9 protein-coding genes, 1 tRNA gene and 1 pseudogene are annotated in these 13,352 nt (G+C 64.3%); all 11 read left to right on the forward strand.

What is annotated here, in order from left to right:
* Nucleotides 1-239: pseudogene (gene tuf, locus HUA74_RS41260) on the forward strand (elongation factor Tu); the annotation flags it as partial.
* A gap of 101 nt (nt 240-340) precedes the next feature.
* A complete protein-coding gene (rpmG, locus tag HUA74_RS41265) occupies nt 341-505 on the forward strand; it encodes a 50S ribosomal protein L33 (protein ID WP_046713307.1) in 165 nt (54 codons plus the stop codon).
* A 23-nt stretch (nt 506-528) separates the two neighbouring features.
* A tRNA-Trp gene (locus HUA74_RS41270) sits at nt 529-604 on the forward strand.
* Nucleotides 605-705: 101 nt separating this feature from the next.
* Nucleotides 706-1,149 (forward strand): preprotein translocase subunit SecE, encoded by a 444-nt coding sequence (gene secE / locus HUA74_RS41275; protein ID WP_141642653.1) that lies wholly within the window; start codon nt 706-708, stop codon nt 1,147-1,149.
* Nucleotides 1,149-1,691 (forward strand): transcription termination/antitermination protein NusG, encoded by a 543-nt coding sequence (gene nusG, locus HUA74_RS41280; protein WP_011553122.1) that lies wholly within the window; start codon nt 1,149-1,151, stop codon nt 1,689-1,691. The genes secE and nusG overlap by 1 nt, the downstream gene beginning before the upstream one ends.
* A 134-nt stretch (nt 1,692-1,825) precedes the next feature.
* Complete coding sequence (gene rplK, locus HUA74_RS41285) at nt 1,826-2,272, forward strand: 50S ribosomal protein L11 (RefSeq protein ID WP_141642652.1); 447 nt, start codon at nt 1,826-1,828, stop codon at nt 2,270-2,272.
* A gap of 34 nt (nt 2,273-2,306) precedes the next feature.
* Nucleotides 2,307-3,020 carry a 50S ribosomal protein L1 gene (gene rplA, locus HUA74_RS41290; RefSeq protein WP_141642651.1) on the forward strand — a complete coding sequence of 238 codons (714 nt, stop codon included), beginning with the start codon at nt 2,307-2,309 and terminating at the stop codon, nt 3,018-3,020.
* Between the two features lie 388 nt (nt 3,021-3,408).
* Entirely contained in the window at nt 3,409-3,930 is a 522-nt protein-coding gene (gene rplJ, locus HUA74_RS41295) for a 50S ribosomal protein L10 (protein ID WP_141642650.1), read from the forward strand.
* A gap of 100 nt (nt 3,931-4,030) precedes the next feature.
* The gene (gene rplL, locus HUA74_RS41300) at nt 4,031-4,402 is read left to right on the forward strand and encodes a 50S ribosomal protein L7/L12 (protein ID WP_141642649.1); all 372 of its coding nucleotides are present in this window, start codon (nt 4,031-4,033) and stop codon (nt 4,400-4,402) included.
* Nucleotides 4,403-4,581: 179 nt separating this feature from the next.
* Complete coding sequence (rpoB, locus tag HUA74_RS41305; RefSeq protein WP_174458971.1) at nt 4,582-8,814, forward strand: DNA-directed RNA polymerase subunit beta; 4,233 nt, start codon at nt 4,582-4,584, stop codon at nt 8,812-8,814.
* 130 nt (nt 8,815-8,944) lie between these two features.
* Nucleotides 8,945-13,159 carry a DNA-directed RNA polymerase subunit beta' gene (rpoC, locus tag HUA74_RS41310; protein WP_141642647.1) on the forward strand — a complete coding sequence of 1,405 codons (4,215 nt, stop codon included), beginning with the start codon at nt 8,945-8,947 and terminating at the stop codon, nt 13,157-13,159.
* Nucleotides 13,160-13,352 lie beyond the last annotated feature (193 nt).

Raw genomic sequence — 13,352 nt, forward strand, 5'->3', positions numbered from 1 at the left:
AGGGTGGTCGCCACACCCCGTTCTTCAAGGGATACCGTCCCCAGTTCTACTTCCGCACGACGGACGTGACGGGAACGGTGAAGCTGCCTGAGAACGTGGAAATGGTGATGCCGGGCGACAACATCGCGATCGAGGTAGAGCTCATCACCCCGGTGGCGATGGACAAGGAGCTGCGCTTCGCTGTTCGCGAGGGTGGCCGCACGGTGGGCGCCGGCGTCGTGGCCGAGGTCATCGAGTAATACGCCTGGGAGGCCGCAGGGTCTCCTGGCTCCACTTTCCGGATTTAGAGGGGAGGGCACCTTCTGGTAGCCTTCCCCTCTCGTGTCTGATGAGGTAGGTCATGCCGAAGGGCAATCGTTCCATTATTTCGCTCGAGTGCACGGTGTGCAAAGAGCGGAACTACACGACCACGAAGAACAAGCGGAAGAGCCAGGACAAGCTCGAATTGAGCAAGTTCTGCTCGAAGTGCCGCAAGCATACGGACCACAAGGAAGGTAAGGTCTAGGTCGGTAGTTCCTGAGAGTTTCTAGGCCAGTAGCTCCAACGGTAGAGCAGCGGTCTCCAAATCCGCGTGTTGGGGGTTCGAATCCCTCCTGGCCTGCCAAGTCTCAGTGGGAGCGGGGCCCCCGGTACCTGGAGGTACCGGGGGTTCCTGTGTTTCCGCAGTTCGTAAAATTTCGCATTCGCAGTACCTCGTGAGGCACCATGGCGACGGCATCAGAGGCCAGCCAGCAGGCTAACCGCTCGGCGATGGATCCGAAGCGGCTCGTGGTCATCTTCTACCTCCTCGCCGGCATCATCCTGGCGCTGTTCCTGGAGCGCCTCTTTGGGGCGTTGTGGGCCAGCTTCGGATGGCCCGACTCGGTTCTCATCGAGGGGTTGGATTGGAAGGTGTCCACCCTCGTGGGCTACCTGGTGGCCGTGGGGCTTGCGCTGGTCGGATTCTTCCATCCAAAGACGCACACGCTCTCCATGGAGGTCGCGTCCGAGTTGATGAAGGTCTCCTGGCCTACCTGGCCGGAGACCCGGACGTCGACCATGGCCGTGGTCGTCGCCTCGCTTGTCGCCGCGGTGCTGCTCTTCTGCATCGACACCGTCGCGTACAACTTGATGGTGGAGTGGCTGCCGGCCCTGTGGGGGAAGCTGTAATGGCCATGAAATGGTACGTGGTCCACACCTACTCGAACTTCGAGAACCAGGCGAAGAAGAGCCTGGAGGAGAAGGTTCGGCTCGAGGGGTTGCAGGACCAGTTCGGTGAAATCCTCATCCCCATGGAGCAGGTCGTGGAGATGGTGAAGGGCGAGAAGAAGACGTCTCGCCGCAAGTTCTTCCCGGGCTACATCTTCGTGCAGATGGAGCTGAACGACCGGACGCTCCACCTGGTGAAGAACACGCCGAAGATCACCGGCTTCCCCGGGACGGTGCAAAACCAGAACCCCCTGCCCATCTCGGACCAGGAGGTCGCGCGGCTCACGTCGCAGATCTCCGAGGGCACGCTCAAGCCCAAGCCCAAGGTGCAGTTCGACGATGGTGACACGGTGCGCGTCATTGACGGGCCCTTCGCCAACTTCAACGGCACGGTGGAAGAGGTCAACGCGGAGAAGGGTCGCGTGAAGGTGCTCGTGAGCATCTTTGGTCGCGCCACCCCCGTGGAGCTGGACTTCATGCAGGTGGAGAAGACCACCGGCTAGTTTTTCGCGGGCGGCTCGGGTAGAGCGCGCCTCGCACACCTTCCGCGCCCTCCGGGGCGCGGTTCCATGGGTGGGAGGGCCTCCCCGTCTGGAGGCCCGTCAGGACCACCCCCTCGAAAGGCAGTAGTCAGCCGATGAAGAAGGTCACAGGTCAGGTCAAGCTGCAGATTCCCGCCGGCAAGGCGAACCCCGCTCCGCCGATCGGCCCCGCGCTCGGTCAGCAGGGCGTGAACATCATGGAGTTCTGCAAGCAGTTCAACGCGAAGACGCAGGCGGAGGCCAAGGAGGGACTGATCATCCCGGTGATCATCACCGTCTATCAGGACCGCTCCTTCACCTTCATCCTCAAGACGCCTCCGGCGGCCGTCCTCATCAAGAAGGCGGCGGGCCTGCACACCGACAAGAAGAAGGGTTCGGGCGCGAAGAAGCCTGGCAAGGAGAAGGTGGGGCAGATCACCCGGAAGCAGCTCGAGGAGATCGCCACGAAGAAGATTCAGGACACCACCGCCGCGTCGCTTGAGGCCTGCATGAACACCATTGCTGGCACCGCGCGCTCCATGGGCATCGAAGTCGTCGGCTAAGCCGCCGCCCCACTCACGGACGAGGATTTCTGTCATGGCTCAGAATGGGAAGAAGTTCCGCGCGGCCGCCACGCTGGTGGATCGCGAGAAGCGCTACAGCATCGCCGAGGGCTTTCAGCTCCTGAAGAAGACGGTGGATGCGCGGGCGTCGAAGTACGACCAGACGGTCGATGTCGCCATCAACCTGGGTGTGGACCCCAAGCACGCGGACCAGATGGTCCGTGGCGCCGTGGTTCTGCCCAACGGCACGGGTGCCACCGTGCGCGTGGCCGTGTTCGCGAAGGGCGAGCGCGCCACCGAGGCTGGCAACGCGGGTGCGGACATCGTCGGCGCGGAGGATCTCCAGAAGCGCATCGAGGAGGGCTTCCTCGACTTCGACACCGTCATCGCGACGCCCGACATGATGGGTATCGTCGGTCGCCTCGGTAAGGTGCTCGGCCCCCGTGGCCTCATGCCGAACCCGAAGGTCGGCACGGTGACCATGGACGTGGCCAAGGCCATCCGCGACGCGAAGGGCGGTAAGGTCGACTTCCGCGCGGAGAAGGCCGGCATCGTCCACGCGAAGATGGGCAAGGCCTCCTTCGCGGTGGACAAGCTCGAGGGCAACTTCAACGCGCTGGTGGACCTGGTGATGAAGCTCAAGCCGGCCACCGCCAAGGGCGTGTACCTGAAGGGCATCGCCATCTCGACGACGATGGGCCCGGGCATCAAGATCGATACCCAGGAGATTCTGGCCCGCCACCGCTAGGCGGACAGCAGGCAGGGCGGCGCTCCCATCCCCGCACAGGGGGTGTCAGAGGCGCCGCTTGCCTGACGTCTCAGGTTCGAAAGTTCTGGATCTTTGCTGAAGCCGGGGGTATAGGCCCCCGGCTTTTGCAATTGGAGCGCCACGTCGTGAGACGGGTGTTCCGACCTGGTTCATGACAGCAGGGACCCGGTCAGAGGAGAAGTGCCCCGTTGGGAACCGGACAACCGGTCGGGGCATGGCTTCCCCTGTCGGGTTCAAACGGCCGAAAGGCCAGCCCTGCCGAGACTGGAGGTGCGTTGTGGTGTCTCTCGGAGACTCCTCTCGCTCTGCCACTTTGGCCCAGGCATCACGCCCGTCGGAAGACGGGCCAGTAAGGAGGTGAGTCAAAGTGCTGAAGAGCGAGAAGGAGGAGATGATCAAGGAACTCCACGAGAAGTTCTCGCGGACCAAGTCGGCCGTCGTTGCCGAGTTCTCCAAGGTGGATGTGGAGACGGTGACGAAGCTGCGCCGGAAGTTCCGTGAGGGCAACGTCGAGTACAAGGTCATCAAGAACACGCTGGCGCGTCGTGCGGCGCAGGGCACGGACGTGGCTGTCATCGCTGATGACTTCACGGGTCCCGTGGCGCTGTGCATCAGCTACGGCGATGTGGTGGCCCCGGCGAAGATCCTGACCGAGTTCACGAAGGACCTCGAGGACAAGATCAAGATCCGCAGCGCCGTGGTCGACGGCCGCAAGGTCGACGCCGCCGGTGTCAAGCAGCTGGCGAAGCTGCCGGGTCTCAACGAACTCCGAGCGCAGTTGCTCGGGATGATCACCCAGCCGGCTACCAAGCTGGTTCGGACGATTGCCGCCCCGGGTACGCAGCTCGCGCGGGTCATTCAGGCCCACGCGGACAAGTCGCAGGGGTAGTTTTCCTCATCTGTCCGAGAAGTTTTTCTACACCCACCTTTTCGGCCGTTCCTCCCTTTGGGAGTAAGGCCGTTAGTCAATCCAAGAAGGACACAGTTCCATGGCTGACCTGAACGCAATCGTTGATTCGCTTTCCTCCCTGACCATCATCGAGGCCGCCAACCTGGTGAAGGCCCTCGAGGAGAAGTGGGGCGTCTCCGCCGCCGCCGCCGCCGTTGTCGCCGGTCCCGCGGCCGCCGCCGCCGCTCCTGTTGAGGAGAAGACGGAGTTCACGGTGGTGCTGGCGAACGCCGGCGCCAACAAGATCAACGTCATCAAGGAGATCCGTGCCATCACCGGCCTGGGCCTGAAGGAGGCCAAGGACCTGGTCGAGGGCGCGCCCAAGACGGTCAAGGAAGGCGTCAACAAGGACGACGCCAAGAAGATCAAGGACCAGCTCGTTGCCGCTGGCGCCACCGTCGACGTCAAGTAAGTCGAACAGGAGCTGCTTGGTTTCCGGGAATTCCCAAGCAGCTTCCTGACCGAATGAGCAGGCCGGCGCTCCCAGTGAGGGGGGCTGCCGGCTTTGCCCATTTGACAGTTGCAAATTTCCCGGCGCCGCCGCGCGTTATTGATGTTTGCCCCGCCCGAGCAGCCGTCCCCGGAGCCAGAATGCCGACGCAGATCCAGAACAATTTCCGCGTGCGGAAGACCTTCGCCAAGATCGCGAAGATCATCGACATTCCCAATCTTATCAACATCCAGAAGCAGTCCTACGAGAAGTTCCTCCAGGCCGATATCGCCCCGGAGAAGCGTGAGGACGTCGGACTTCAGGGTGTCTTCAACTCGGTATTCCCGATTCGGGACTTCAACGAGACGTCGTCCCTGGAGTTTGTCAGCTACCACCTGGAGAAGCCGAAGTACGACGTCGACGAGTGCCACCAGCGCGGGATGACCTATTCCGCCCCCATCAAGGTCGTGGTCCGCCTGGTGGTGTGGGACAAGGATGAGGAGACTGGCGCCCAGTCCATCCGTGACGTGAAGGAGCAGGAGGTCTACTTCGGGGAAATCCCGCTGATGACCCAGAACGGCACCTTCATCATCAACGGAACCGAGCGCGTGGTGGTCAGCCAGCTGCACCGCAGCCCGGGTGCCTTCTTCGACCACGACAAGGGCAAGAGCCACTCGTCTGGCAAGCTGCTCTACAACGCCCGCATCATCCCCTACCGCGGTTCGTGGATCGACTTCGAGTTCGACCACAAGGACCTGCTGTACGTGCGCATCGACCGCCGGCGCAAGCTGCCCGCGACGGTGCTCATCCGCGCCCTGGGCGCCGTCAGCGACACCGCGAAGAAGAACCCGCTGGAGTTCAAGGGCTCCACCGAGGAGATCCTCAACTACTACTACGCCACGGAGACCATCTACCTCCAGAGCGCGACGGACTTCGAGAAGAGCGTCGAGCTGGAGCTGCTCCCGGGCCAGCGAGCCACCCGCGATATCAAGACGAAGACGGGCGAGCTCATCGTCAAGAAGAACCGCAAGTTCACGCGCGCCGCCATCAAGAAGCTCGAAGCGGCGAAGATGAAGACGCTGCCCATCGACGCGGACGAGCTCTTCACGAAGGTGTCCGCCTACGACGTGGTGGACGAGAACACCGGCGAGGTCATCCTCGAGTGCAACGAGGAAGTCTCGCAGGACAAGATCGACGAGCTCCTCAAGCGCAACATCAAGGAGTTCAAGGTCCTCTTCATCGACAACCTCAACGTGGGTCCGTACCTGCGTGAGACGTTGATGCTGGACAAGCTCGAGACGCCCGAGCAGTCCATCATGGAGATCTACCGCCGCCTGCGCCCTGGCGATCCGCCGACGCCGGAGACGGCGATCAACCTGTTCACCAACCTGTTCTTCAACCCGGAGCGCTACGACCTGTCCAAGGTCGGTCGCCTCAAGTTGAACTTCAAGTTCGGCCTCGAGGAGCCTCTCGACGGGCAGATCCTCACCAAGCGCGACATCCTCGAGGTGATCCGCTACCTGATCGATCTGAAGAACGGCAAGGGCACCATCGACGACATCGACCACCTCGGCAACCGCCGGGTGCGCGCGGTGGGTGAGCTGCTGGAGAACCAGTACCGCATCGGTCTGGTTCGCATGGAGCGGGCGATCAAGGAGCGCATGAGCCTCCAGGAGATCGAGACGCTCATGCCGCACGATCTCATCAACGCCAAGCCCGTCACGGCGGTCATCAAGGAGTTCTTCGGGTCCAGCCAGCTGTCTCAGTTCATGGACCAGACCAACCCCCTGTCCGAGGTGACGCACAAGCGCCGTCTGTCCGCGCTCGGGCCCGGCGGTCTGACCCGTGAGCGTGCCGGCTTCGAGGTGCGCGACGTTCACCCGACGCACTACGGCCGCATCTGCCCCATCGAGACGCCGGAAGGTCCGAACATCGGCCTCATCGCGTCGCTGTCGACCTATGCGCGCGTCAACGAGTTTGGCTTCGTGGAGACGCCGTACCGGAAGGTCGAAGCGGGCATCGTGACGACGGACGTGGCCTTCTACTCGGCGCTCGAGGAGGAGAAGCACACCATCGGACAGGCGAACGCGGAGACGGACAAGAAGGGCAAGTTCGTCAACGCGCTCGTGTCCAGCCGCCGCGGCGGTGAGTTCGTCCAGGCTCGCGCCGAGGACGTGGACCTGATGGACGTGTCTCCGAACCAGCTGGTGTCGGTGGCCGCGTCGCTCATCCCGTTCCTGGAGAACGACGACGCCAACCGCGCCCTGATGGGTTCCAACATGCAGCGCCAGGCGGTGCCCCTGCTGCGCACCAGCGCGCCGCTGGTGGGCACGGGCATCGAGGCCATCGTCGCGCGCGACTCCGGCGTGACGTGCGTGGCCAAGCGCGACGGCACGGTGGAGAGCGTGGACGCCGGCCGCATCGTGGTGAAGGCGGACGTGCCGGCTTCGCTCAGCGACGTCTCGAGCGAGGTCGACATCTACAACCTGCTCAAGTACCAGCGCTCCAACCAGAACACCTGCCTCAACCAGAAGCCCATCATCAGCAAGGGCGACAAGGTCCGGAAGGGTGACGTCATCGCCGACGGCCCGGCCACCGAGACGGGTGAGCTGGCGCTGGGGCAGAACGTGGTCGTCGCGTTCATGCCGTGGCAGGGCTACAACTTCGAGGACTCCATCCTCATCAGCGAGCGCATCCAGAAGGATGACGTCTTCACGTCGATCCACATCGAAGAGTTCGAGTGCATCGCGCGAGACACCAAGCTGGGCAAGGAAGAGATCACCCGCGACATCCCGAACGTGGGTGAGGAAGCCCTCAAGGACCTCGACGAGAGCGGCATCATCCGCATCGGCGCCGAGGTGAAGCCCGGCGACGTGCTGGTGGGCAAGATCACCCCGAAGGGCGAGACGCAGCTGTCTCCCGAAGAGAAGCTGCTGCGCGCCATCTTCGGCGAGAAGGCCGGCGACGTTCGTGACAGCTCCCTGCGCGTGCCTCCGGGCGTGGTGGGCACCGTCATCAACGCCAAGGTGTTCAGCCGCAAGGGCGTGGAGAAGGACGAGCGCGCCAAGCAGATCGAGTCCATGGAGGAGGCGAAGCTCCTCAAGGACCAGAACGACGAGATCAAGGTCCTCCAGGACAGCGCCATCGGCCGCATCCGCGCGCTGGTGCGTGGCAAGGAGGTCCAGGGCAAGCTCGTGGACGACAAGGGGAAGATCCTCCTGAAGAAGGGGGACATCCTCGACGACGCGCTGCTGGCCACCGTGCCCTACAAGTACTGGGGCGAGATCTCCGTCGGCGACCCGCTCGACTCTCGCGTGCGCGACATCCTCCGCAACCTGGAGGAGACGAAGGAGGCCGTGAAGCTGGCCTTCGGCGAGAAGATCGCCCGCATCAAGAAGGGCGACGAGCTGCCCCCTGGCGTCATCAAGATGGTGAAGGTGTACGTCGCCATCAAGCGCAAGCTGGCCGTGGGCGACAAGATGGCCGGCCGCCACGGAAACAAGGGCGTCGTGTCCCGCATCCTCCCCGAGGAGGACATGCCGTACCTGGAGGATGGCCGTCCGGTGGACATCGTCCTCAACCCGCTCGGCGTTCCCAGCCGCATGAACATCGGGCAGATCCTCGAGACGCACCTGGGCTGGGCCGCCAAGGGCACCGGCGAGGCGCTGCAGCGCTACGTGGAGGACAACTGGAGCGCTGACGCCATCAAGGTCCGCCTCAAGGCCATCTACGGTGAGGAGACCGCGTTCGGCGAGTTCCTCGACAAGCTGGACGAGGAGGAGATCAAGCAGCTCTGCCGTCGCTCCAAGCGGGGTATCCACGTGGCCACGCCGGTGTTCGACGGCGCGCACGAGCTGGAGATCCACCAGCTGCTGGACGAGGGGAAGCTGCCCCGCACGGGCCAGATGGTGCTCTTCGACGGGCGCACGGGTGAGCCGTTCGACCAGAACGTCACCGTCGGCGTCATGTACATGCTGAAGCTGCACCACCTGGTGGACGAGAAGATCCACGCCCGTTCCATTGGTCCCTACTCCCTCGTCACGCAGCAGCCCCTGGGCGGCAAGGCCCAGTTCGGCGGTCAGCGACTGGGAGAGATGGAAGTCTGGGCGATGGAGGCCTACGGCGCGGCGTACACGCTGCAGGAGTTCCTCACCGTCAAGTCGGACGACGTGGTGGGCCGCACGCGCATGTACGAGGCCATCGTCAAGGGCGACAACGTCCTGGAGAGTGGCCTGCCCGAGTCGTTCAACGTGCTTCTCAAGGAGCTCCAGTCACTCGCGCTCGACGTCGAGCTGCTGGAGCACGCCCCCCCGGAGCGGCAGCGCAGCTTCGGCGGTGACTTCCTGGGTGGTGGTGGTGACGGCGAAGACCGGAAGACCGGTACCGACGCCTGAGAGAGCCGGAGCGCCCGCCTGACCGGCCGCCCGCCACCCTGAAAAGGGTGGGCGCGGCCGGGTCCGGGGCGGGGGCCCGAATCAGCTGGCGTTCCCCACGGGGGACGCCTCACGAGATTTCGGAGGCAACGTGAAGGACATTTTCAACTTCTTCGAGAAGCCGAAGGACCCGCTGTCGTTCAACGCCATCCGCATCGCGCTGGCGTCGCCCGACAAGATCCGCCAGTGGTCCCATGGCGAGGTGAAGAAGCCGGAGACCATCAACTACCGCACGTTCAAGCCGGAGCGTGACGGCCTGTTCTGCGCCCGCATCTTCGGGCCGGTGAAGGACTACGAGTGCAACTGCGGCAAGTACAAGCGCATGAAGCACCGCGGCGTGGTGTGTGAGAAGTGTGGCGTGGAGGTCATCCAGTCGAAGGTCCGCCGCGAGCGCCTGGGTCACATCACCCTGGCCACGCCGGTGGCCCACATCTGGTTCCTCAAGTCGCTGCCGAGCCGCATCGGCAACCTGCTCGACATCACGCTCAAGGAGCTGGAGAAGGTCCTCTACTGCGAGAGCTACATCGTCCTCGACCCCAAGTCGACGCCGCTGACCAAGGGCGAGCTCATCAGCGAAGAGAAGATGCACCGGCTCTACCAGGAGCACGGTGAGGACTCCTTCACCACGGGCATGGGCGGCGAGGCCGTCCGCGAGATGCTCAAGGCGCTGGACGTGGAGCGGCTGTCCGAGGACCTGCGCAAGGACATGCGCGAGACCACCAGCGAGGCGAAGCGGAAGAAGTACGCCAAGCGCCTGAAGGTGGCCGAGGCGTTCCGCGTCTCCGGCAACAAGCCCGAGTGGATGATGCTGGACGTGATTCCGGTGATTCCGCCGGACCTGCGCCCGCTCGTTCCCCTCGACGGTGGCCGCTTCGCGACCTCCGACCTGAACGACCTGTACCGTCGCGTCATCAACCGCAACAACCGCCTCAAGCGCCTCCAGGAGCTCAACGCCCCTGACATCATCATCCGCAACGAGAAGCGGATGCTGCAGGAGGCGGTGGACGCGCTGTTCGACAACGGTCGCCGCGGCAAGACCATCACCGGCCCGAACAAGCGGCCGCTCAAGTCGCTGTCCGACATGCTCAAGGGCAAGCAGGGCCGGTTCCGTCAGAACCTGCTCGGCAAGCGCGTGGACTACTCGGGCCGCTCCGTCATCGTCGTCGGTCCCGAGCTGCGCCTGCACCAGTGCGGCCTGCCGAAGATCATGGCGCTCGAGCTGTTCAAGCCGTTCATCTACAACAAGCTCGAAGAGAAGGGTTACGTCACCACCATCAAGTCGGCGAAGAAGATGGTGGAGAAGGAGCGTCCCGAGGTCTGGGACATCCTCGAGGACGTCATCCGCGAGCACCCGGTGCTCCTCAACCGCGCCCCCACGCTGCACCGCCTGGGCATGCAGGCCTTCGAGCCCGTCCTCATCGAGGGCAAGGCCATCCAGCTGCACCCGCTCGTCTGCGCGGCGTTCAACGCCGACTTCGACGGTGACCAGATGGCTGTGCACGTGCCGCTCTCCATCGAAGCCCAGATGGAAGCCCGCGTGCTGATGATGTCGACGAACAACATCCTCAGCCCCGCGAACGGCAAGCCCATCATCGTCCCGACGCAGGACATGGTGCTCGGCATCTACTACATGACCCGCGCCCGCGAGTTCGCCAACGGCGAGGGTCGCGTGTTCAGCTCGCCCGACGAGGTGCGCGCCGCGCACGACCACGGCGAGGTGCACCTGCAGGCGAAGGTGGTCTGCCGCATCGATGGCGTCCGCAAGGAGACCACCGTCGGCCGCGTCCTCCTGTGGGAAGTGGTGCCGCGCCGCGTGGGCTTCGACGCCATCAACAAGGTGCTCGACAAGAAGTCGCTCGGCGGCCTCATCGACCTCTGCTACCGCCTCACCGGCGAGAAGGAGACGGTGCTGCTCGCGGACCGCATCCGCAGCCTCGGCTACTACAATGCGACCCGCGCCGGCATCTCCATCGCGCTCAAGGACATGATCATCCCTGCGAAGAAGCAGGAGTTCCTGGACTACGCGCGCAAGGAAGTGGCGGAGATCGAGAACCAGTACCTCGAGGGCCTCATCACCGACGGTGAGCGCTACAACAAGGTCATCGATATCTGGGCCGAGGTCACCGAGAAGGTCGCCCAGGAGATGATGCAGCAGATCTCCCAGGAGGAGACCTCCGGGGACAAGGACGGCAAGCGCGAGTCGCGCAAGCAGCCCTCGTTCAACCCCATCTACATCATGGCCGACTCTGGCGCGCGTGGTAGCGCCCAGCAGATTCGCCAGCTGGCCGGTATGCGCGGCCTGATGGCGAAGCCCTCCGGCGAAATCATCGAGACGCCCATCACCGCGAACTTCCGCGAGGGCCTCTCCGTGCTGCAGTACTTCATCTCCACGCACGGCGCTCGCAAGGGTCTGGCGGACACGGCGCTCAAGACGGCCAACTCCGGTTACCTCACCCGCCGTCTCGTCGACGTGGCGCAGGACGCCATCATCAACGAGTACGACTGCGGCACCATGGACGGTCTGTTCATCGGCGCCCTGGTCGAAGGCGGAGAAATCATCGAGCCCCTCGGCGAGCGCATCCTGGGCCGCGTGGCCCTCGATGACATCCTCGACCCCGTCACGGGTGAGGTGCTGGTGCGCGCCAACGAGGAGATCGACGAGGAGCGCGTCCGCCGCATCGAGAACAGCGGTCTGGACAAGGTGAAGATCCGCTCGGTGCTCACGTGCCAGGCCAAGCGCGGCATCTGCGTGGAGTGCTACGGACGTGATCTGGCCCGCGGCCGGAAGGTGTCCGTGGGCGAGGCCGTCGGCGTCATCGCGGCGCAGTCCATCGGTGAGCCGGGTACGCAGCTGACGATGCGCACCTTCCACATCGGTGGCGCGGCGACTCGGCGCGCGGAGCAGTCCAGCCTGGAGAACCGCTACGCCGGTAAGGTGAAGTTCGCGGGTCTCACCACGGTGCAGAAGGTGGATGGCACCCTGGTCGCGATGAACCGCAACGGCGAGCTCGTCGTGGTCGACGACTCCGGCCGTGAGCGCGAGCGCTACCAGATCATCTACGGCGCCCGCATCCTCATCAAGGAAGGGCAGCGCATCGAGCCGGGTACGCTCGTGGCCGAGTGGGATCCGTTCGCGATTCCGCTGCTCACCGAGGTCGGCGGCACGGTCCGGTACGAGGACATCATCGAAGGCGTGACGATGTCCGAGACGCTCGACGAGGTCACGGGCCTGTCCCGGAAGACCATCATCGAGTCCAAGGATCCGGAAGCGCGTCCGCGCGTCTCCATCCGCGACGCCCAGGGCAACACGAAGGACCTGCCCTCGTCCCGCAACCCGGCGAGCTACTTCCTGCCGCAGGGCTCCATCATCACCGTCAACGACGGCGATGAGATCCACCCGGGCGAAGTGCTCGCCAAGGTGCCCCGCGAGACGACGAAGACCAAGGACATCACGGGCGGTCTGCCCCGCGTGGCCGAGCTCTTCGAGGCGCGCAAGCCGAAGGACGCCGCGGCCATCGCGGAGATCGACGGCGTGGTGTCGTTCGGCAAGGACACCAAGGGCAAGCGCAAGCTCATCATCACCCCCGAGGTGAATGGCGAGCAGCGCACGGACCTGGCCAAGGAGTATTTGATCTCCAAGGGCAAGAACATCAGCGTCCACTCCGGCGACCGCGTGAAGGCCGGCGAGGCGATGATGGACGGCGCGGCCAACCCGCACGATATCCTCAAGGTGCTCGGCGAGAAGGAACTCGCTCGCTACCTGGTGGACGAAGTGCAGGAGGTCTACCGACTCCAGGGCGTGAAGATCAACGACAAGCACATCGAGACGATCGTCCGGCAGATGCTCCGCCGCGTGCGCGTCACCGACGTGGGCGACACCAACTTCCTCGTCGACGAGCAGGTCGAGAAGTGGGTGTTCGAGGAGGAGAACGAGAAGATCATGGCCGAGGGCAAGCGCCCGGCCGTGGGTGAGCCGCTGCTGCTCGGCATCACCAAGGCTTCGCTCTCCACCGAGTCGTTCATCTCGGCGTCTTCCTTCCAGGAGACCACCAAGGTGCTCACCGAGGCCGCCATCAACGGCAAGGTGGACTACCTGCGCGGCCTCAAGGAGAACGTCATCATGGGCCGGCTCATCCCCGCCGGCACGGGCCTGCCGAACTACAAGCACCTCGACATCGAGGTGGAGAGCCCGACCGACGAGGTCAACGAGATGGAGGCCGCTCTGGCTGGCGCCCATGGCGACGGAGGCCCCCTGGCCCCGCCGTCCCAGCGCTCGGAAGGCACCCAGACGACCGGCGCCGCCTAGCGCCCACCGGCCGCCCCCTGGGCGTGCCGACCTGCTTCCCTCTGCCGCCCCGGTGTTCGCACCGGGGCGGCGGTTTCATTTTCTGCCCCCAGTAAATCCGGACTTCCCGGACGTTGGTCTTGACGGTGATGGCGCGCTGCGTTAAGTTTTGCGCGAAGACTTTTGACACGCCGGGTGAGCCCCCGGCGACGCC

This window comes from Myxococcus sp. CA051A (assembly GCF_013336705.1).
Taxonomy (GTDB): Bacteria; Myxococcota; Myxococcia; order Myxococcales; family Myxococcaceae; genus Myxococcus; species Myxococcus llanfairpwllgwyngyllgogerychwyrndrobwllllantysiliogogogochensis.

What these genes read in the sequence shown, in the direction of transcription:
- rpoB (WP_174458971.1), top strand. Translation starts at nt 4,582, where the DNA reads ATGCCGACGCAGATCCAGAACAATTTCCGCGTGCGGAAGACCTTCGCC.
- secE (WP_141642653.1), top strand. Translation starts at nt 706, where the DNA reads ATGGCGACGGCATCAGAGGCCAGCCAGCAGGCTAACCGCTCGGCGATG.
- rpmG (WP_046713307.1), top strand. Translation starts at nt 341, where the DNA reads ATGCCGAAGGGCAATCGTTCCATTATTTCGCTCGAGTGCACGGTGTGC.
- nusG (WP_011553122.1), top strand. Translation starts at nt 1,149, where the DNA reads ATGGCCATGAAATGGTACGTGGTCCACACCTACTCGAACTTCGAGAAC.
- rplL (WP_141642649.1), top strand. Translation starts at nt 4,031, where the DNA reads ATGGCTGACCTGAACGCAATCGTTGATTCGCTTTCCTCCCTGACCATC.
- rplA (WP_141642651.1), top strand. Translation starts at nt 2,307, where the DNA reads ATGGCTCAGAATGGGAAGAAGTTCCGCGCGGCCGCCACGCTGGTGGAT.
- rplK (WP_141642652.1), top strand. Translation starts at nt 1,826, where the DNA reads ATGAAGAAGGTCACAGGTCAGGTCAAGCTGCAGATTCCCGCCGGCAAG.